Source organism: Rugamonas rivuli (assembly GCF_009380165.1).
GTDB lineage: Bacteria > Pseudomonadota > Gammaproteobacteria > Burkholderiales > Burkholderiaceae_D > Rugamonas > Rugamonas rivuli.
On the sequence record NZ_WHUF01000001.1, the window covers coordinates 1,069,203 to 1,088,906 of the forward strand.

Below are 19,704 nucleotides of genomic sequence, written 5' to 3' on the forward strand. Positions count from 1 at the left end.
TTGGCCTTCAAAAAATCGTTTTGGAGTGGATTGCTGACCGGCGCGGCTGCTGACGGGGGTGGGGTCAAAGGCGGCAGGGAAATGCTGAACAACTGGCGTCACCGGGCTGAAGTGATGCTGTCAATACATGTTAGTTGTCGCAATTATAGCTAAATTTTTCCCAAAACAATTAATATTTTTTACTTGAATGATTCTCTTGATCATTTTAACGTTCCTTACGGCAATATCCCGTCATTGGCCGCTATGCCCTACAATCTCGCCATGACTGAAATTACCCTAGCACTGCCTTACGCCCTGCCTCCGCCGGAGATGGCGACCGACCTGTTGCGCGCGCTGAAGACCCCGTCGCTGGCGACGTTGTTGTCCCGCTACACCGACTTCGAATACAACAAATACGACAACGACAGCCGGGTGCTGCCGCACGAAGCCTGGCTGGCCCACGCGCTGGGGCTGGCATCCGCGCCCGACCGGCCGGACACCGCCGCGCCGCTGTCCACCGCCGTCATGCGGGGCTGCGGCTTGCAGGCCGACGCCGGCGCAGGATTGGGCCATTGGTTCATCGTCCAGCCCGCGCATATCCAGCTGTCGCGCACCCACCTGCTGCTGTCCGATCCGCGCGCCCTGCACCTGAACGAGGCGGAATCGCGCGCGCTGTACGAGCTGGCCCGCCCCTGCTTCGAAGAACAGGGCAAGACGCTGCTGCATGCGGCGCCGGGCCTGTGGTTTGCGCGGGCCGACGACTGGTCCGGCCTGGCCACTGCCTCGCCCGACGCCGCCGCCACGCAAAACCTCAGCGACTGGATGCCCGAGGGCGAACACGCCCGCGCCTACCGCAAGCTGCAAAACGAAATCCAGATGCAGTGGCACGAGCACCCGGTCAACGAAGCGCGCCAGGCGCGCGGCCTGCAGCCGGTGAATGCTTTCTGGATGTGGGGCGGCGCCGGCCCGCTGGCCGCCTCTCCGCAGCCGCTGGCGATCGCCGGCGGCCCGGCATGGATGGAAGCGCTGGCCGCGCCCGCGCTGCGCCAGCCGACCGCCGCGCAGTTGATCGCGGCGCCGGGCACGGTGATGCTGGCGGAGCTGATCCCGTCGGCGCAGACCGGCGACTGGGCCGACTGGATCGCGCGCATGCAGCGCATCGAACAGGAGTGGCTGGTGCCGCTGCTAGCGGCCTTGCAGGACGGACGTATCGGCCGCGTCACGCTGGTGCTCAGCCACCGCAACGGCTGGAGCACCGTCAGCACCGGCAAACTGGCGCTGCACAAATTCTGGCGCAAGCCGAACCTGAACCTCTTGATGAAGCAAGCCTGACATGACCCGTATCGCCATCCGTCCCTGCCCGTTCCGTGAATCCGAAATGCTGCGCCAGGGCGGCATCCACCCTGTGCTGGCACGCTTGTACGCATCGCGCGGACTGACTGACGTCAAGGAGCTGTCGAGCGAGCTGGCGTCCATGATCCCGCCTTCGGGCCTGCTGCACATCGACGCCGCCGCCGTGTTCCTGGCCGACTCCATCGCCGCCGCCAAGCGCATGGTGATCGTCGCCGACTACGACTGCGACGGCGCCACCGCCTGCGCGGTCGCGCTGCGCGGCCTGCGGGCGATGGGCGCCAACATCGACTTCATCGTGCCGAACCGCTTCGAGTACGGCTACGGCCTGACGCCGGAGATCGTCGAACTGACGGCGCGCGAGAAGCAGCCGGACATCATCATCACCGTCGACAACGGCATCGCCAGCATCGACGGCGTGGCCGAGGCCAACCGGCGCGGCATCGAAGTCGTCGTCACCGACCACCACTTGCCGGCCGATACGCTGCCGGCCGCGCGCGTGATCGTCAATCCGAACCAGCCGGAGTGCGGCTTCCCTAGCAAGCATATCGCCGGCGTCGGCGTGGTGTTCTACGTGCTGCTGGCCTTGCGCGCGGAGCTGCGCAGGCGCGGCGTGTTCGACGCCCAGACCCAGCCCAAGCTGGACAACCTGCTCGATCTGGTCGCGCTGGGCACCGTGGCCGACGTGGTGCGACTCGATCCGAACAACCGCATCCTGGTGGCGCAGGGCCTGAAGCGCATGCGCGCGGGCCGCATGCACGCAGGCGTGGCGGCGCTGTTCCGCGTGGCCGGCCGCGAGCCGCGCACCGCCAATCCCTTCGACCTCGGCTTCGCGCTGGGCCCGCGCCTGAACGCGGCCGGACGGCTGGAGGACATGTCGCTGGGGATCGAGTGCCTGATCACCGACGACGAAGGCCGCGCATGGCAGCTGGCGCAGCAGCTCAACGAGATCAACCTGAAACGCCGCGAGATCGAGGCCGAGATGCAGGATGCGGCCTTGCTGCACCTGGACGCGTTCGAGCCGGCCAACAGCAGCACCATCTGCGTGTTCGACGAATCGTGGCACCAGGGCGTGATCGGCATCGTCGCCTCGCGCCTGAAGGAAAAGTTCTTCCGTCCGACGATCACCTTCGCGCCTGGCGCCGATGGCTGGATCAAGGGCTCCGGGCGCTCCATCCCCGGCTTCCACCTGCGCGACGCGCTGGACCTGGTGTACAAGAAAGCGCCGTCGCTGATCGACAAATTCGGCGGCCACGCGATGGCGGCCGGCCTGACGCTGCGCGCCGACGCCTTCGACGCCTTCGCCGCCGCCTTCGAGGAAGTGGGCCGCGCGTGGCTGAGCAAGCAGCAGCTGGAGCGCGTGATCGAAACCGACGGCCCGCTGGAAGACGCCTACTACACCACCGCCTTCATCGATCTGATGGACGGCCAGGTATGGGGCCAGGGCTTCGCGCCGCCGGTGTTCTGCGACGAGTTCCGCGTGGTGAGCCAGCGCATTTTGAAGGAACGCCACCTCAAGCTGCTGCTGGAAAAGAACGGCGCGCGTTATGACGCCATCTGGTTCGGCCACGTCGACTCGCTGGGCGAACGCGCCAAGGTCGCCTTCCGCCTCGACGCCAACGAATACAACGGCGTCACCAAAGTGCAGCTGATGGTGGAGCACGCCGAGCCGGCTTGATTTCAAATAGATTGAAAGCCGATGAAACGATATAAACGATTAGCACTGTTTGCCTTTTTGGCAGCAATGGGCGGCAAGGCCGATGCGACTCCCGCCATGGATGACAACAGTATCGCTTACAGGGATAGCTACGTGTGGTACTTGGCGAATCACATGGCATCATCTTTTCTCAGACCGAACTCGCCTGAGGAACGGGCACAGTTTCAGTTTGACGTGGCGCTTCTATATCACCACGCGCTGATCGACTGCACCGGGCCCTTGGATCAAATTGCCGCTGTCTTAAATTACTCATTCCTTTCGGATAAAAAGGGCATTCAGACAGTCGATACCGACGATATCTTGTTCGCACTGGGGCGCACCGAAGAATATATCGAACCAATATTGGGCAAATGGAATCAGGTCGTTTTCCCAGGTATTTTGGAAAAATTTAGCACAGGTAAAGTCACGACAATCTTTCCAACCTGTATGAATCCCAGATATGCCGTCCCGCCATTAGCCAAGCCCTCGGTTGGAAGTTAGCACCGGAGAAGAAGGAAGCGATTCAAAGAAAGTCGCACTGCATAAGACGTTTGGTACTGCAAGCCAGTTCAAGCTCGCCAGGCAAGGATAAGCGCACACTGGACTGAAGTAGTCTGCTAATGTGCGCACTATCTTTTGAGAGGAGCCTTGATGAGATTTCTGCTTGCGGCACTAGCGCTGACACTTCCCATGCTCGCTTCGGCGGAAAGAGCCGACAGATTCCAGAAAACCGTTATTTCCTATGACGGCGACATGCATTACGACACCGTCAAGGGCGTCAGCAAATTCAGCGACCATGTCGAGGCATCGAAAGGCAGCCTGCTCATTTCGTCGGATTATCTGACGGCAGCCCAGTCGCCCGAGGGCGACTACCTCTACACCGTCACTTCGTTGAAAGACAATGTGGCCAAGTTCAAGCAAAAACAGGATTCTGCGAATGACAAATGGGTGAACGGCGAAGGCAAAAGCATCGCCTACCGCGAGAAAGACGACCTGCTCACGATTGACGACAACGCAAAAGTCAGAATCATCGAAAACGGCAACGTCACCGGCGAAGCGACAGGCGCCAAAATCACCTATGACGCCAAAACCGAACAGATCGTCGTGAAAAGCGCCAGCGACACCACAGGAAGCGGCAAAAAGGTGCGTTCCATGTTAATCCTGATGCCCAAGCCCGCCCCATTAAAAAAATAGCTCTGTGCTCACCGGTATAGCCGCCAGTTTGGCGTGCAGTGGATGCTGAACTGCGCCTCCCGAGCTTAAAAACAACATTCCGAATTAAATACAAAATTAGCAATTAAGAGGCTATGATATCCCTTCCTGCTTAGCGCGCCCTCCCTCCAATGCCCACCATCGCCTGCCCCGATTGCAACCGCTATGTCCAGGTGCCCAACGTCAGCGGCAACGCATTTTTCGACTGCCCGACCTGCCCACGCCTGACGGCGCGCAAGTTGCTGTACAAGTGCAGCGCCTGCATGAAGGTCTCCATGCTGGCGCCAGGCGCCAGGATTTGTCCGAAGTGCTCGACGATGGTCAGGCCAAACGTGCGGCAATTGCTGGCGCCCACGGTACACTTGCCATCGCAGCCCAGCGACTGGATCTATCACACGACCAACGTCGAGATAGCGAACTCCATCAAACTCGCAGGATTGATTCCCACTTTCCTGCGTACCGGCAACGATATCGCGCATCCGCAGGGGGCATTTGCCCGTAATCGCGATAAGCGGCTAGCCTCGCAGATGAATACGGTTCTCAGCACGCATCCGCTATTCCAGAAAGTGAAAGAAGGCTTGGCCTACTTGATCTGCCTTGGGGCGCCGTTGGCCACGATCGAGCTCCTGGTGGCGGTGCCTGTGGCAATAGTCTTCGTGCCCAACGGCGGCGACGGCGACGGCCCGAACCTCAGAACCAGCAGCGATGCGGCCCTACAGGCGCTGGCAATACAGCTCGGTTACGGCGCTGCGCCATTGGTAATCAACACGGTGCCCAAATACTCTGATACAAGGAAGCTACCTGGGGTGATCGCCAAGGCGCTGCAAATTGCCAATATGCCGGGGCACTGCCTGACGATCTGGGCGATGCAGTACGTCACCCTCTACTACCGCATCGAGGAAATGAAAACGGCGCGCAACGTCTACTTCACGAAGCACAACTTCGCCGTACCTTGCTATAACGAATACACTGCGGGCGTCAGCAAGGCGATCATTGTGGTGCTGCGTGTACGCAAGGCACAGATTGTGGGGCTGATCGACGACATATCGGAGTTCAAGGCCGAATGCACACCCAATATCGTGCTTCCCGGCATCATCGAGATTTTCGTGGCGCTGAATCCGGACAAGTTCGTCATCGAGATCCAGCGCGACAGTCCGGCAAACTGGATCGCCATCCAGCACTGGGGAGCATAAACGGGCCACGCCGCGCGAGGAAGCGGCGCATCCCTATGGTTTTTTACAGTCGCAGACCTCCACGCCGCCATCGAACACGATGCGCCAGGTGTTTGGCGCTTCCAGCCGCCAGACCGAGCTGAATCGCGCGATCAGCTTGCCGTCGGGGCCGTGCACCGGCCCCGAGGTCTTGGCCAGCGTGCCTGAGGCCAGCACTTCGACCTCGTCCGGCTCCCAGGAAAATGGCGCGTCCGGCTTGGCGAAGAACTTCTTCCACTCGTCCGCCACAGCCTTCTTGCCGCGCAAAGGCTGCGTGCCGCCGCTGAACACCGCCTCATCGGACAAAAACGCGACGAAGGCCGCATGATCCCTCGCCTTCATGGTTGCCGCGAAAGCTCGCTCGACGTTAGCCACCTGCTCCTGCACGCCCGTAAAGGCCGGCGCCGCGACCGAAGCCGCCGCCATCACCATCAACACGTTCGCCAGCGCCAGATTTGCCCATTTCATAACCGCCCCCCCTTATTCTATCGACAAGACAATGGTAGTCCAGTTGATCCCCGATTGCCATCCATCCTAAAAAGGAGTATAACTACTCCATCAACGGAGGATTTATGAATCTGACCTACGCCTACCCACGTAGCCGCTTCGAACCAACCGTACTGATCGACCTGAACGCCAAGGCCGAGCGTGAGCGGCTCTCCAAAGCGGCCCTGAAGGGCTTTTTCAAGCTGGCCGCCGCCTGGAAACTGCGCGACGACGATGCCCGCGAACTGTTGGGCGGCATCTCCAGCAGCGCCTACTACGAATGGAAAAAGAACCCGGAACGCACGCTGGAGGTGGACTGCATCACCCGCATCTCCTACCTGCTGGGCATCTACAAGGCACTGCACATCCTCTACGGCGACAAGCTCGCCGACGAATGGATGGGGCTCGCCAACACCAACATCATCTTCGGCGGCCGCACACCGCTGACCTATATCGCCGCCGGCGGCCTGCCCGCCATGCAGACCGTCCGCCAATTGCTGGACGCCCGCCGCGGAGGACTGTAAGTGCCGGTCAGCCTGATTCCACCCCTCACCACGCTGCGCCAGTTCGACACCTGCCGCCTGCTGCCATCGCGCTTCGCCGACATGGAAGACTCGGTACTGGCCCCGCTGGCCGACAACGACCAGGATCTGCGCGACCTGTTTGAACTGGATAACGCCACCAACGCACGCCTGCAGGCGCAGAACGGCGGCGCCCCAGGCATCACGATGGATGAACTGGTGTTCGGCGTGCCGAACTTCCGCATCGTGAACGCGGCCTATACCTACGCCCGCCCTGAAGGCAGCCGCTTCAACGGCGGCGATCGCGGCGCGTGGTACTGCGCCTTCAACGCCGAAACCGCACTGGCCGAAATCACCTTCCACAAAACCGTCGAATACGCCGAGATCAACCGCTTCGACGACAGCGTCCAGTACCAGACCATGCTGGCCGACTTCACGGCCCAGTTCCACGACCTGCGCGGCCAGCCGCGCTACCTGGGCTGCCTGGCGCCGGACAGCTACATCGAATCGCAGATCCTGGCCGAGCGCCTGCTGGAAGGCGGTTCGCTGGGCATCATCTACCCGAGCGTGCGGCTGGCGGGCGGCATCAACCTGGCCTGCTTCCGGCCTGCGCTGGTGGGCAATGTTCGCAAAGGTGCGGCCTATCGGTTAACATGGCGGGGTAGCCCGGAACCGATCATCGAAATTATCTGAATCATGCAAACCAAACCTGAAAACGACACCGACCTGCGCCTCAAAGTGAACCGCGAAACCGCGCGCCTGCCATGGACCGAACTGCTCAAGCATTTCGCCGCCGGCAATGTGGTGTGGATCGCCGATTCGCTGGACCTGGTCGACGTGGCTGTGCGCATCTCGCACGACGACAAGGCCAACATCGGCCAGTGGATGAACGCCGGCCTGCTCGCCAAAGTCAGCGACGAGCAGGCGGCGAAATGGCTGGAGACCAACGCCGAACTGTGGGCAGTCGTCGTCAGCCCCTTCATCCTCGTCCAGCAGGAAAAGGCTGTTCCAGCCAGCGTGCATTAAAACTTGAAGCTGCCCGCGTCGAGCGTGACCGATCCGCCGCAAGCCGGCGTGGTCGCTTCGCGATTGCCGCTGGCGGTGGACTGGTTACTCTCCCACACGGTGCTCACGCCGTACTTCATGAACTTGTACTGGATCGCCGTCGACGGCGGCAGCTGGAAGGTGCGCGACCATGGCACGTTGGCGCCGCTGCCTTCGATGTTCAGCTGATCGCTGGCGCCCTGTACCCAGTTGCCCAGCTCCGCGCGGTTGCCCACCACGTAGACGTTCTGCCCCACCACCGTATTCGCGTTCGCCACACGGAAGGTGACTGGCACCGTGGTGCAGCTGCCGCCGCCACCGGCTATCTTCTGGTTGATGTGCAGCGCCACCGCAGGCACCGTCGCGCCGCCATTGGCCGGTATGCTCACGCTGATGACGCCATTGCTGCCGACGGTGACACTGTCGCTGGTGCAGGCCGTGCCGGCGGCGTTCAGCTGGCCGTGCACCACGTTGCAGTAAGTCCCGGCAGGCAGCAGCGTTTGCAGCGAGGCGTTCCAGGCCGCGTACTCATTGTTGATCGCCACGAAGCCCTTGGCGCCGCGGCCGAAAGCGATCTGGTTGGCGGTGCCGTTGGTGAAGTAGTCCACGCCCTGTCCCGACGTCGCCGCGCGGAACGCGACCATGTTCGAGATGTCGCTCCAGCGATGGATGAAGTCCCACTGCTGGTTGATCAGCGGGTTGCCGCTGGCGTCGAACGGACTGGCGCTCGGCGGGGCCTGGTCGAAACTGGTGAAGCGGAAGCCCGAATGCAGTTGCGCCGAACCGTAAGGCCACGCCAGCATGAAGATGTTGGCCAGGTCGTAGCGCTTGGTGCCTTGCGTGTCGTTGGTGGCGCCGGAGACGTAATTGCTGGCCACCAGCGAGCTGCCGTTGCGCTCCGTGTCCCAGTTGTTGACGAAGACGGTCGCCTTCTCGCTCGGCACGAAGCCCCAGGTGCCGCCCCAGTTGCCCGGCGTGCCCATGATGGCGCGCACCTGCGACAGGCTGGCGCCGTTCTCGTTGCGGAACATGGCCTTGATGGCGAAGGTGTACTGGAATTCGTTCAGCGTGCCGACGCTGTAGTAGTCGGAGCGCACCACGTTACTGTCCGGGATCACCTCCTGCGTGATCCACAGCGCCTCGCCGGCCGTGGTGGTGTGCGTGACGCCGCTCATGATCGCCTGCAGATCGCCAGGCTGCATATGCTTGGCGGCGTCGAAGCGCACTCCATCCACGCCCATGTTGATCAATTTGGTCAGGTAGGTCTTGACCTGGCCTTGCACGTAGGCGCCGTCGGTCTTCAGGTCCGGCAGGCCGCTCAGGCGGCAGAACATCACGTTGTAGCGGTTGCCCGGCGAGCCGTAGTCGCCGCCGGCGATGTCGCAAGCGGGATGGAAATCGTTGGCGCTGAAGAAGGGATAGGCCAGCGTCGTCGAGTTCCATGTCGAGCCATCGGTGGCGGTGCCGGAACCTGCCGCCAGATGGTTGACCACCACGTCCGCATACACGCGCACCTTGGCGGTGTGGCAGGTGTTGATCATGGCCTGGAACTCGGCTTCGGTGCCCATATTGCTCTTCAACGAAGCGAAGTTCACCGGCTGATACACGTCCCACCACGCGCCCAGGCTGGCCGAGGCCTGCGGCGGCGACACCTGCACCGCGCCAAAGCCCTGCGGCCCGAGCCAGTTGGTGCACTCCTTGGCGATGTCGTTCCACTTCCAGCGGAACATCTGCACCGAGGTATCGGCGGGGTTGAATGCGGCATGCGCAGGCGCGAGGGCGCAACCGCCCAGCAGGCCGGCGGCCAGTAAGGTTTTCATCATTTTTATCTCCGTGTCGTTATATTTTGTATTTTGGGAAATACTGCAGCCCAGATAAAATGTAGCAGAACTACAGTAAACAACAAGCGGAAATCGCTATCGTTTTCACAATTAGCTGCGGGAATCGCTTCCATAAAATTATCATTCGACACATATGTAATGCGATTACGCAGACAACACTGCCACATAGTCAATCCCATGCAGCCGATGTATCATGGGACGAAAAAACGACACTACGATACCAACAGCCACTTCATGTCCAGCACACTCCCCGCCGAAAGCGCCAACGATATCGCCAACAACCTCGCCGAAGCCATCGCGGCGCGCAAGCTGCCGCCGGGGACCAAGCTGCGCGAAGAAGCGCTGTGCCGCCTGTACTCGGTCAGCCGCACCAAGATCCGCGCCGCGCTGCTGATACTGTCGAAGGACAAGTTGATCAATATGGTTCCCGACAAAGGCGCCGTGGTCAGCCAGCCGAGCGAGCAGGAGTCACGCGAGATCTTCGCAGCGCGCCGCATCATCGAGGCGGCGCTGGCGCGCGAGTTCACCGCCAAGGCCAAGGCGGCCGATTACAAGATGCTGGAGAAGCATCTGAAGGAGGAACGCAACGCGCTGTCGCAAGTGCCGTCGAAGATGCGCCAGCAGTTGCTGGGCGACTTCCACGTGCTGCTGGCGGACGTGGTGGGCAACCAGGTGCTGAAGGAAATCGTGCGCGAACTGGTGGGCCGCAGTTCGCTCATCACCATGCTGTATCAATCGGAGCGCGACGCCGCCTGCTCATCCGACGAACACGCAGCCTTCCTGGCCGCCGCCCGCTCGGGCGATGCGGACAAGGCGGCGGAGTTGATGCTGCATCACCTGAGCCACGTGGAAGCGGCACTCAATTTCGACGTCAACGCCAGCCCGGCGAAGAAAGACCTGGTCTCCGCGCTGCTGATGTAGCGATACGGATCGCGGTATCAGTCTCCGATAAAAATTCATTGGACGCGTCCTCGCGCCTGTCGCAGCATGAAATCCTGCATCGGCAGACACAAAACCTATAACGCGAGACGACAAATGACTAAACAGCTACTCAAGCAATGGGCGGCGGCGACGGCTATCGCCTTCTGCGCCGCAGGCGCACAGGCGTCCACCTGGACGCTCACCGGCTCCCTCATCACGCACGACCCCAGCGTCTACAAGGAAAACAGCACCTGGTGGATCACCGAGACCAGCGACACCGGCATCGGCGTGAAGTTCTCGCCGGACGGCCACGCATGGACGCAGGGCGTGAGCATTTTCGGCGGCGGCCTGTCGTGGTGGGGCCAGTACAACAACAACTCCAAGACGGTGTGGGCGCCGGATATCCACGTCTGGAACGGCAAGGCGATCCTGTACTACGCGGTGTCCACGTTCGGCTCGCAGAAATCGGCCATCGGCTTGGCCACGGCCAGCAGCATCGCAACGGGTAACTGGACCGACAAAGGCGCGGTCCTGACCTCCGCGCCGGGCAACAACTACAACGCCATCGATCCCAACTTCTTCGTCGATAAGGCAGGCCAGCCGTGGCTGTCCTTCGGCTCGTTCTGGACAGGGATCTACACCACGCGGGTCGATGCGAACACGCTCAAACCCACCGGCAGCTGGTACCACCTGGCCGCCGACAGCACCGGCATCGAGAACTCCTTCATCATGAGTAATGGCTCGTACTACTACCTGTTTGTCTCCAAGGGCAAATGCTGCGATGGCGCCAACAGCACCTACCACATTTCATATGGCCGCTCGACCAGCGTGACCGGGCCTTACCTGGACAAGAACGGCGTCGACATGCTCAATGGCGGCGGCACCACGCTGGATGCGGGCGGTGGACGCTTCATCGCGCCGGGCGGCGAGTCAGTGGCGAATGGCGTGATGGTGCGGCATGAACTGGATAGCCAGAACGGCTACAACGGCGTCCTGTTCATCAACGACCTGACCTTCAGCGGCGGCTGGCCGACGTACTGATGAAAGCAGCTGCAGCACTCGCGGCGGTGATGATGGCGGCGGCCCTGCTCACGGTGTGGGCGCGGCATGCCGAAACCGCTCCCACGCCGGCGCCAACGCCCATGCCAGGCCCTGCGCCCGCCGGCAGCCTGGCCGCCCGCGCCACCGCGAGCGCCGCAGCCTATCCCGCAGCCGCCGCCATCGCGCCCGACCTCTCGCTCACCGACAAACAGGAACTCATCGCAGACTTCGCGCTGCATCAGTTGATGGACAGTTTTCTGCTAAACCGCGGTGAAGCCGAGCTTGAAGCCTACCTGCGCCGCGCACTGCCAACCGGCGCAGCCAACGAAGCAATCCAGATCGCCGCCCGCTATCAACGCTACCTGACCGCGCACGACGAACTGCTGGCGGCGCAGCACTTCACCTCCGCCGACGCCGCGTCGCAAGACCTGAACCGCATCATCAGCTGGCAGCAGCAACGCCGGCAGCTGCGCATCCGCATGCTCGGTGAGCGCATCGCACTCGAATGGTTCGGCAACGAAGACGCCTATCTGGAGCAAGCGCTGGACGAATGGCGCCAGCGCAGCGAAGGCCAGGCGCCTGCCACCGCCGGCGTGGCGCCGGAAGACCAGGCGGCACACGAACAGCACATGCAGCAGGCCCTGAGCCAGGCCATCGCCAGTTATCAGCGAGCGGCCAAAGCCAATTGATGCGCCAGCGCGTTGTGGCGCTCGATGACCACCGGCAGATCGATGGTGCCCAGCACACCATCGCGCACCACCACCTTGCCGTTGATGATGCTGTATGAGACATTCGGCGGCGTACAGAACACCAGCGCCGCAACCGGATCATGCAGCGCACCGGCGAAACCTATCGTATCGAGCTTGAACATCACGATATCCGCCGCCATGCCCGGCTTGAGCGCGCCGATATCGTCGCGGTTCAACACCTTGGCGCCGCCGAGCGTCGCCATCTCCAGCGCCTGCCGCGCCGTCATCGCATCGGGGCCGAAGCCCACGCGCTGAAGCAGCATCGCCTGCCGCACTTCGCCCATCATGTGGCCCGAATCGTTGGATGCGCAACCGTCCACGCCCAGGCCCACCGGCACGCCGCTGTCGATCATCTTGCGGATCGGCGCGATGCCGGATGCCAGCCGCATGTTCGAACACGGGCAGTGCGCAATGCCCGTGCCGGTGCGGCCGAACATGTAGATGCCGTCGTCGTCCAGTTGCACGCAGTGCGCGTGCCAGACATCGTGGCCCACCCAGCCGCAGTCCTCGGCGTATTCGGCGGGCGTCATATTGAATTTTTCGCGGCTGTAGGCGATGTCGTTCGCGTTTTCCGCCAGATGCGTGTGCAGCGATACGCCGAAGCTGCGCGCCATCGTCGCCGCTTCCTTCATCAAATCGCGGGACACCGAGAACGGCGAACAAGGCGCCACCACGATGTGCTGCATCGCATAGCGGCCCGCATCGTGATAGGTTTCGATCAGGCGCTGCGTATCCTTGAGGATAGCGCCCTCCTCCTCCACCACGCGATCCGGCGGCAAGCCGCCCTTGGACTGGCCCACGCTCATCGAACCACGCGCGGCATGGAAGCGCATGCCGATCTTGCCGGCCGCCTCGATGCTGTCATCGAGCTTGCAGCCGTTGGGGTAGATGTACAGGTGGTCGCTGCTGGTCGTGCAGCCGGACAGGATCAGCTCCGACATCGCCGCCAGCGTCGATACATGGACCATCTCCGGCGTCAGGTTGGCCCAGATTGGATACAAGTTCGTCAGCCAGTTGAACAACTCGCCGTTCTGCGCGGCCGGTATCACGCGCGTCAGGCTCTGGTACATATGATGGTGGGTGTTGACCAGGCCGGGCATCACCACATGGTTGGCGGCATCGATGATCTCGTCCGCCTGCTGCGGCAGATCGGCGCTGCGGCCGACCTGTTCGATCAGGTTGTCCCGGATGTAGACGGCGCCATCGGCGATTTCACGGCGCTCGTCGTCCATCGTCACCAGCACGCGCGCATTCTTGATCAGTAGGGTTTTAGTCATAAGTTCTATGATGGTTAAACACTGCGGAAACAATGCGCGGGCACTGCGGAAACAGTAGGGTTGATATCGGACGTATTTTAAGCTGCTTCACGCTCCGAGGTTAAAAAAGCCTGCGGTACTTCCTCTTCTTCGTCATCGTCGTTCAGTTCGAGCGGACGTTCAGGCAGCACCAGGTTCAAGACCACAGCGACCAACGCGCCGACCGTGATGCCCGAGCCGAAGACTTCCTTGACGAAGGCTGGCAGCTTGGACAGCAGCTCCGGGCGCACCGTTACCGCCAGACCGCAGCCGATCGCCACCGCCATGATGACGCCATTGCGCTTGGTGTGCTCGACATGGCTCAGCAACTGCACACCGGCCGAGATAATCATCGCGAACATCATCAGCCCCGCGCCGCCCAGCACCGGCTGCGGTATGGTCACGACCACCGCTCCCAATATTGGGAACAGACCGGCCAGGAACAGCATCGCACCGGTCAGCGCAACCACGTGGCGGCTGGCGACGCCGGTCAGAGAGACCACGCCGACGTTCTGCGCAAAGGTCGATACCGGAGGGCTGGACATCAGCGCGGCGAAAGCCGAACCGACGCCGTCGCACAGAATGCCGCGCGCCAGCGTCTTGCCTCGCATCTTGGTGTTGGTGGCGGCGCCCAGCGCCATGAAGGTACCGGTGGTTTCGACCATCGTCACCAGGTAGGCGATCGCCATGGCGACGATGCCGGCCAGCGGGAAGGTCATGCCGTAATGGAGCGGCTGCGGCAGCGCAAACACCGGCGCATTCTGTACCTGCGAGAAGTCGATCATGCCGAGCGATACGCAGACCAGGTAGCCGATGAACATGCCGATCACCACCGCCGCCGCCGACACGATGCCCTTGCCGAATTGGACCAGCATGATGACCGTGACCAGCACGAACGCTGCGATGCCCAGGTTGAGCGGAGAACCATAGACGGCGCCCGGCGCATGCCCGCCCGCAGCCCAATCCACAGCCACCGGCACCAGCGACAGGCCGATCATCGTCACCACCACGCCGGTAACGGCATGCGGGAACAGCTTGCGGATCTTCGGCATGAAGCAGCTGCCGACGATCATCACCACCGAAGCGGCCAGCGAGGAACCCAGTATCGCCGGGACGCCGTGTTCAAGACCTACGCTGATGGCCGCGCCGACGAAGGCGAAGCTGGTGCCCATCACGCAAGGAAGCCTGATGCCGACAGGGCCTATGCCTTTGCACTGGACCATGGTGACAATGCCTGAACCCAGCAAGGCGGCGTTGATCAGCGTGATGATCTGGTCGGCCGGCAGCTTGAGCGCAGCGCCCACCACCAGCGGCACGGCGATGATGCCGCCAAGCGCGGCAAGCATGTGCTGGGCCGCCAGCAGTACGGTTGTGAATAGGGGTGGCCGATCCTCGACCTGAAATAACAAGTGATTCATAAACGCGTCTCCGTCTGTCTTTTTTTAATGGGCGTTACTTTGCAACTACTACCCACACGGGCTGCCCTTAACCGTGTGTAGAAATGGTGCTTAGCAACGCAACAGCTCGTGACCGACGCGTTTATTGACGACGATATTGCGCCTCGCCGGATACATTGTCAACGAATTTTGTATACAATTTTATCGGGCCAGTGCGTCGTCGCCACGCAGCGTGGCGATCGCCATGTCCAGGAAGGCGCGCAGCTTGCGGGAGGAATGGCGGCCTTCGTGGTGCACCACGCTCACCGGCACCGGGGGCGTTTCGTAGCGGTCCAGGATGGTTTGCAAACGGCCGTCGGCCAGATACGGCGCGGCCATGTAGGACAGCACGCGCGTGATGCCGAAGCCATCCAGCGCGGCGCGCAAGGCGGCATCGTTGCTGGTGCTGCTCAGGCGCGGATGCACTTTCACCGTCTGCGGCTTGCCCTCGTATTCGAAGCGCCAGTCGTTGGTGGCGGTGACGGGACTGGCGGCGATCAGATCGTGGTGAGCCAGATCCTGCGGTATAGCGGGCGTGCCGCGTGCGGACAGGTATGCGGGCGATGCGCACAGCACCTGCCTCACCTGCCCCACGCGCACCGCCTGGTAACTGGAATCTGGCAGCGTGCCGATGCGGATCGCCGCGTCCACGCCCTCGTCCATCATGTTGACGACGCGGTCGAGGAAGCGGCATTCGACATCGGTCTCCGGATAGCGGCGCAGGTATTCGGTGACGATGGGCGTGACGTACATCGCGCCGAACATCACCGAGGCCGTAATCACCAGGCGCCCCCGCGGCGCTCCGTGCGAGCCGGCGGCGGAGGTTTCGGTCTCCGCCACGTCGGCCAGGATGCGGCGGCAATCGGCGGCGTAGCGCGCGCCGACCTCGGTCAGCCGCACCACGCGGGTGGTGCGCAGCAGCAGGCGCACGCCCATGCTCCCCTCCAGCTCCGTGACGGCGCGCGTCACCACCGGCGGCGAGATCTTCAGCTTGCGGGCGGCGGCGGCAAATCCGCCTTCATCGACGACGGCCACGAAGATGGCCATGGCGGAGAGCTTGTCCATATTATTCCTGATTTAGAAATAGTTTATTGTAAATTTAACGGATTCCCATTATCTCGCTTATCGATGAAACTGCAAGTGTTCGCTGAACAAACAACCCTCAACCAAGGAGAACCACCATGACCCGCATCGCCACCATCGAAAACGCCACCGCCAACGCCGAACAAAAAGCCCTGCTGGACGCCATCCAGGGCCAGCTGGGCATGGTGCCCAACTTCCTCAAGGTATTCGCCAACTCGCCGGTCGCGCTGCGCGCCTTCCTCGGCCTGCACGGTGTCGCCAACGGCGGCACGCTGGACGCGCTGACCCGCGAGCGCATCGCGCTGGCGCTGGCGCAGCAGAACAGCTGCGAATACTGCGTCTCGGCGCACACCGCCATCGGCCGCAAGACCGGCTTGAGCGGCGATGAGATGACCGCCGCCCGCAACGGCACCAGCGAGGACGCGCAAGCCGCCGTGGCGGTAAAGTTCGCGCAAAGCCTGATGGAGAAAAAGGGCGAGATCAGCGCCGTCGAACTGGCAGAAGTCCGCAGCGCGGGCTACAGCGAATCGGATATCGTGGAGATCATCACCCACGTGGGCATGAACTTCCTGACCAACATCCTGGGCAAGGCCAGCCGCGTGGAGATCGACTTCCCGAAAGTCGAACTGAAAATAGCAGCCTGATTTCATTCTGATCGAGGAGCACATCATGGGACGCGCCTATTCCGATATCACCTTCACGCCAACGGTACGCGAAGTTCAAACCGACATGGGAAGCCGTGACCAGTATGCCTTCCTCGATCAGATGGAAAACCGCCAGGACAGCCTGGGACGCAGGGAGACCTCCTTCATCGAAGGGATGGATCACTTCTTCCAGGCGACCGTCGGCGAGACCGGCTGGCCCTACGTGCAGCATCGCGGCGGGCCGCAAGGCTTCCTGCGCGTGCTCGACGCGAAGACGCTGGGCTTCGCGGATTTCCGCGGGAATGTGCAGTATCTCAGCGTGGGCAACCTGAAAACGGATGACCGCATTTCGCTGATACTGGTCGACTACGCCGAGCAGGTGCGGCTGAAGATCATCGGCCGCGCACGCACGGTGGAAGCCGCCGACGACCCGGCGCTGATCGAGCAGTTACGCATGCCAGGCTACAGCGCCCGGATCGAACGCGCCTTTATCATCACCGTGGAAGGCTATGACTGGAACTGCCCGCAGCACATCACGCCGCGCTACACGGAGCAGGAAGTCGCCTCGATGACGGCGCCGCTGCACGCGCAGCTCAAACGATTGAAGGAGCAGGTTGCCAAGCTGGCGCAGGCCGCCTCGCAGCCAACCGCGTCCGCGCAGGCAGAACGGCTTGGCGCCGGGCCACTGGCATTGACCATTAGCGGCGTACGCCAGTTGACGCCGCGCGTACGCTCCTATGAACTGCGCAGCGCGGACGGCAAGCCCCTGCCTCCGATACAGGCTGGCGCGCACATCGACGTACCCGTAACTCTGCCCGGTGGCGCGATCGGCACGCGCCGCTACTCGATCGCCTCCGCCCCTGACATGGCAAGCACCTACGAAATTGCCGTCCAGCGCGAGGACAGCGGAAGCGGAGGATCGCAAGCCGTCCACGCCGAATACAGGCTGGGAATGACGCTGCATTGCGCCATGCCGGGCAACGACTTCGCACTCTCGCAAGGCGCCCGGCCCGCGCTGCTGATCGCAGGCGGCATCGGCATCACGCCGTTAAAAGCCATGGCACACACGCTATCGGAACAAGGCCGCACCTTCGTCCTGCACTACGCGGTGCGTTCGCGCGCCGAGGCACCCTTCCTCGATGAGCTGGCGGCAGCGTTCGGAGAGCGGCTGGTAGTCTACACAGCCGACGAGAACAAACGCATGGATATCGAAGCGCTGCTCGCCAACGCAGGACGCGACACGGAGATCTACACGTGCGGACCGGAGCGGCTGATCGCCGCCGTACAGGCAGCCGCCCGCAACGCTGGCATCGCCGACGACCGCGTGCGGTTCGAACGGTTTGCCAGCAACACGGCGCGCAACAGCGACCGGACAATCGCCGTAACGCTACGCCGCAGCAGTAAAGTGATCGAGGTCGCAGCAGACCGCAGCATCCTGGACGCCGTCCAGGCAGCGGGTGTGGCGGCGCCAGCCTCCTGCCGCATCGGCAACTGCGGCGCCTGCGCGGTCGATGTGGTGGCCGGGGTTCCCGACCATCGCGATGATGCGCTCACGCCGGAGCAGCACGCGCAAGGCCGCATGTGCATCTGCGTCTCGCGTGCTGAAGGTGCGGCGTTGACGCTTGACCTTTAGTTAGCGGTCAGCAGACATCCACCCACTGCGCTTGCGTGACCGACGCCAGCATGTCCGGCGACATCCGCACCACGCTGTTGACCGAGCCAGCGGCCGGCAGCACCTCGTCGAAATTACGCAACGACTCATCGACATACACCGGCAGTGCCTGCGCCAGGCCGAAAGGACAGACACCACCGACCGGATGGCCGGTGGTTTCCGCGACTTCTTCGGGCGGCAGCATCTTGCCCTTGCCGAAGGCTTCGCGGAACTTGCGGTTATCGATGCGGGCGACACCGCTTGCAACCAGCAGGATCACGCGTCCATCACGAACGCGGAAGGCCAAGGTCTTTGCGATGCGGCCCGGCTCGACGCCGTGCGCCTCCGCCGCCAGCGCCACAGTAGCGGTGCTGACGTCCAGCTCCACGATGGGAAGATGAAGATCTCGGGCGAGGAAAAACTCACGAACGGATTGAAGGCTCATAGATGTTTGCAGGTCAGGTTGGGGTATCGACTTCGTCCCAGTCGCGGTCTTCGAAATGCACCAGCCAGTTCAAGGCATGGTGGCGCTCTTGCAGCACACCGTCATTCAGTCCGGCGGGCGCAGCGGCCTTCTTCAGAATCGCCTGGCGCGTGGCCCAGTGCTGGCGGTAGTGCAGATCCAGCGCATCCAGGATCTCCACCGCCGGACGCATGGCCAGCTGCTTGCGCAAGCCTTCAGTACCGCGTTCGATGACGGTGCGCGAGATCGAAGCCACGTCGCAGATCGCGTCGGCAAACGGCAATTCCTCCTGCAGGCCAAGAACCCACTGCAGCACAAGGATGGCTTCATACCGCCACAGGAACTGCGTGGTCTCCTGCTCCGTTGGCGCATCCTTCGCGAGGAAGGCCCGCTCCGCATCGGTCAAGCCGGCAAAGGCAGGCGGGAAGCGTTTTTTCAGCTCGTCGACGGCAATGGCGTGGCCACCCGACAGCGACTCCGCGCGGATCGCGACCACAAATAGCGCCAGCATCCTGCGCAGCACATCTTCCGGCATGCGCAAACGCAGCTCCGGCTCGGAGACTAAGGGCGGCAGCGTCGCTGGCACAACGATCTTGCGCGCTGCAAGCAGCTGTTCCGAGCGCGCCTTGCGCTGCCAGGCCTGCTGCGGATATGGCACGACGGCTTTAGGGTCGCCATCGTCACCGCTTGCGGGCAGCAGGATGCGCCCTTGCGGATCGCGCACACTGCCATTCTCCATGAACGCGATCGCGTTTGCAGCCTCCGCCCAGGCAGTGAACCCGTCCATTGCACCGGCCTCGATGGACAGGCTGACATGCTGGCGCACGCGCTGCACATGGCGGATCGTGTGGTACCGAACCTGCGTCATCTTCCCTCCGCCAGCCTGCGCCAGGTGGTTCATCAACCCGTTGAGATGCGGCTGTAGTTCCCGATTGGACAGGTCGCGCCGGGCATTCAGCACATGCGGGAAGCCGGGCTTGGGCACGTCGGCAACCGTGCAATAGGCATTGATCAGGATATGGTTGCTGGTGTCCTTGGACGAGAACAGCTGCTTGATTCGATTGAACATAACTTTTACTTG

The 19,704-nt window shown here is 62.4% G+C and carries 20 protein-coding genes; 13 read left to right on the plus strand and 7 right to left on the minus strand.

Annotated elements, in window-relative coordinates:
- Nucleotides 1-261 precede the first annotated feature (261 nt).
- The 5 genes from GEV01_RS04535 (at nt 262) to GEV01_RS04555 (ending at nt 5,430) form a co-directional block, all read left to right on the plus strand.
- Nucleotides 262-1,311, plus strand: a complete 1,050-nt coding sequence (locus GEV01_RS04535; RefSeq protein WP_235914218.1) for a hypothetical protein — start codon at nt 262-264, stop codon at nt 1,309-1,311.
- A 1-nt stretch (nt 1,312) separates the two neighbouring features.
- Nucleotides 1,313-3,007, plus strand: coding sequence for a single-stranded-DNA-specific exonuclease RecJ (gene recJ / locus GEV01_RS04540; RefSeq protein WP_152802017.1), 1,695 nt, complete (start codon nt 1,313-1,315; stop codon nt 3,005-3,007).
- 21 nt (nt 3,008-3,028) lie between these two features.
- Entirely contained in the window at nt 3,029-3,526 is a 498-nt protein-coding gene (locus tag GEV01_RS04545) for a hypothetical protein (protein WP_152802019.1), read from the plus strand.
- A gap of 150 nt (nt 3,527-3,676) precedes the next feature.
- Nucleotides 3,677-4,219: an LptA/OstA family protein gene (locus GEV01_RS04550; RefSeq protein ID WP_152802021.1), complete on the plus strand. Its 543-nt coding sequence runs from the start codon at nt 3,677-3,679 to the stop codon at nt 4,217-4,219.
- Between the two features lie 149 nt (nt 4,220-4,368).
- Nucleotides 4,369-5,430 carry a hypothetical protein gene (locus tag GEV01_RS04555; protein ID WP_152802023.1) on the plus strand — a complete coding sequence of 354 codons (1,062 nt, stop codon included), beginning with the start codon at nt 4,369-4,371 and terminating at the stop codon, nt 5,428-5,430.
- Between the two features lie 33 nt (nt 5,431-5,463).
- Here the strand turns inward: GEV01_RS04555 and GEV01_RS04560 are convergent, their stop codons facing one another.
- Nucleotides 5,464-5,916 (minus strand): YybH family protein, encoded by a 453-nt coding sequence (locus GEV01_RS04560; RefSeq protein WP_152802026.1) that lies wholly within the window; start codon nt 5,914-5,916, stop codon nt 5,464-5,466.
- Nucleotides 5,917-6,020: 104 nt separating this feature from the next.
- Between GEV01_RS04560 and GEV01_RS04565 the strand changes: the two genes are divergently transcribed.
- From GEV01_RS04565 to GEV01_RS04575, 3 genes are read left to right on the plus strand one after another with little or no spacing between them, the layout of a single operon-like run.
- The gene (locus tag GEV01_RS04565; RefSeq protein ID WP_070272574.1) at nt 6,021-6,458 is read left to right on the plus strand and encodes an antitoxin Xre/MbcA/ParS toxin-binding domain-containing protein; all 438 of its coding nucleotides are present in this window, start codon (nt 6,021-6,023) and stop codon (nt 6,456-6,458) included.
- Nucleotides 6,459-7,148, plus strand: coding sequence for an RES family NAD+ phosphorylase (locus GEV01_RS04570; RefSeq protein ID WP_328595435.1), 690 nt, complete (start codon nt 6,459-6,461; stop codon nt 7,146-7,148).
- A gap of 3 nt (nt 7,149-7,151) precedes the next feature.
- Entirely contained in the window at nt 7,152-7,481 is a 330-nt protein-coding gene (locus tag GEV01_RS04575; RefSeq protein WP_008447965.1) for a DUF2288 domain-containing protein, read from the plus strand.
- On the opposite strand, the gene GEV01_RS04580 is transcribed toward GEV01_RS04575, so the two are convergent.
- A complete protein-coding gene (locus tag GEV01_RS04580) occupies nt 7,478-9,322 on the minus strand; it encodes a carbohydrate-binding module family 20 domain-containing protein (protein ID WP_152802028.1) in 1,845 nt (614 codons plus the stop codon). The genes GEV01_RS04575 and GEV01_RS04580 overlap by 4 nt on opposite strands.
- 252 nt (nt 9,323-9,574) lie before the next feature.
- Here GEV01_RS04580 and GEV01_RS04585 point away from each other — a divergent pair, with 252 nt between their 5' ends.
- The 3 genes from GEV01_RS04585 to GEV01_RS04595 all read left to right on the plus strand — a co-directional run bounded on the left by GEV01_RS04585 (nt 9,575) and on the right by GEV01_RS04595 (nt 11,991).
- A complete protein-coding gene (locus tag GEV01_RS04585) occupies nt 9,575-10,261 on the plus strand; it encodes a GntR family transcriptional regulator (protein WP_070272579.1) in 687 nt (228 codons plus the stop codon).
- Nucleotides 10,262-10,375: 114 nt separating this feature from the next.
- Nucleotides 10,376-11,302, plus strand: coding sequence for a family 43 glycosylhydrolase (locus tag GEV01_RS04590; protein ID WP_152802030.1), 927 nt, complete (start codon nt 10,376-10,378; stop codon nt 11,300-11,302).
- Nucleotides 11,302-11,991, plus strand: a complete 690-nt coding sequence (locus tag GEV01_RS04595; RefSeq protein WP_152802032.1) for a hypothetical protein — start codon at nt 11,302-11,304, stop codon at nt 11,989-11,991. Before GEV01_RS04590 ends, GEV01_RS04595 begins: the two co-directional genes overlap by 1 nt.
- Here the strand turns inward: GEV01_RS04595 and GEV01_RS04600 are convergent.
- The 3 genes from GEV01_RS04600 to GEV01_RS04610 all read right to left on the minus strand — a co-directional run bounded on the left by GEV01_RS04600 (nt 11,967) and on the right by GEV01_RS04610 (nt 15,847).
- Nucleotides 11,967-13,328 (minus strand): 8-oxoguanine deaminase, encoded by a 1,362-nt coding sequence (locus tag GEV01_RS04600; RefSeq protein ID WP_152802034.1) that lies wholly within the window; start codon nt 13,326-13,328, stop codon nt 11,967-11,969. The two genes, GEV01_RS04595 and GEV01_RS04600, sit on opposite strands and share 25 nt — an antisense overlap.
- A 77-nt stretch (nt 13,329-13,405) precedes the next feature.
- Nucleotides 13,406-14,764, minus strand: coding sequence for a nucleobase:cation symporter-2 family protein (locus GEV01_RS04605; protein ID WP_070359636.1), 1,359 nt, complete (start codon nt 14,762-14,764; stop codon nt 13,406-13,408).
- Nucleotides 14,765-14,944: 180 nt separating this feature from the next.
- Complete coding sequence (locus tag GEV01_RS04610) at nt 14,945-15,847, minus strand: LysR family transcriptional regulator (protein WP_152802036.1); 903 nt, start codon at nt 15,845-15,847, stop codon at nt 14,945-14,947.
- Nucleotides 15,848-15,963: 116 nt separating this feature from the next.
- Between GEV01_RS04610 and GEV01_RS04615 the strand changes: the two genes are divergently transcribed.
- The gene (locus GEV01_RS04615; protein ID WP_152802038.1) at nt 15,964-16,509 is read left to right on the plus strand and encodes a carboxymuconolactone decarboxylase family protein; all 546 of its coding nucleotides are present in this window, start codon (nt 15,964-15,966) and stop codon (nt 16,507-16,509) included.
- Nucleotides 16,510-16,534: 25 nt separating this feature from the next.
- Complete coding sequence (locus tag GEV01_RS04620) at nt 16,535-18,142, plus strand: 2Fe-2S iron-sulfur cluster-binding protein (RefSeq protein WP_175022917.1); 1,608 nt, start codon at nt 16,535-16,537, stop codon at nt 18,140-18,142.
- A 7-nt stretch (nt 18,143-18,149) separates the two neighbouring features.
- Here the strand turns inward: GEV01_RS04620 and GEV01_RS04625 are convergent, their stop codons facing one another.
- Entirely contained in the window at nt 18,150-18,605 is a 456-nt protein-coding gene (locus GEV01_RS04625; RefSeq protein WP_152802040.1) for a YbaK/EbsC family protein, read from the minus strand.
- Nucleotides 18,606-18,618: 13 nt separating this feature from the next.
- Nucleotides 18,619-19,692, minus strand: coding sequence for a DUF4272 domain-containing protein (locus GEV01_RS04630; RefSeq protein WP_152802042.1), 1,074 nt, complete (start codon nt 19,690-19,692; stop codon nt 18,619-18,621).
- Nucleotides 19,693-19,704 lie beyond the last annotated feature (12 nt).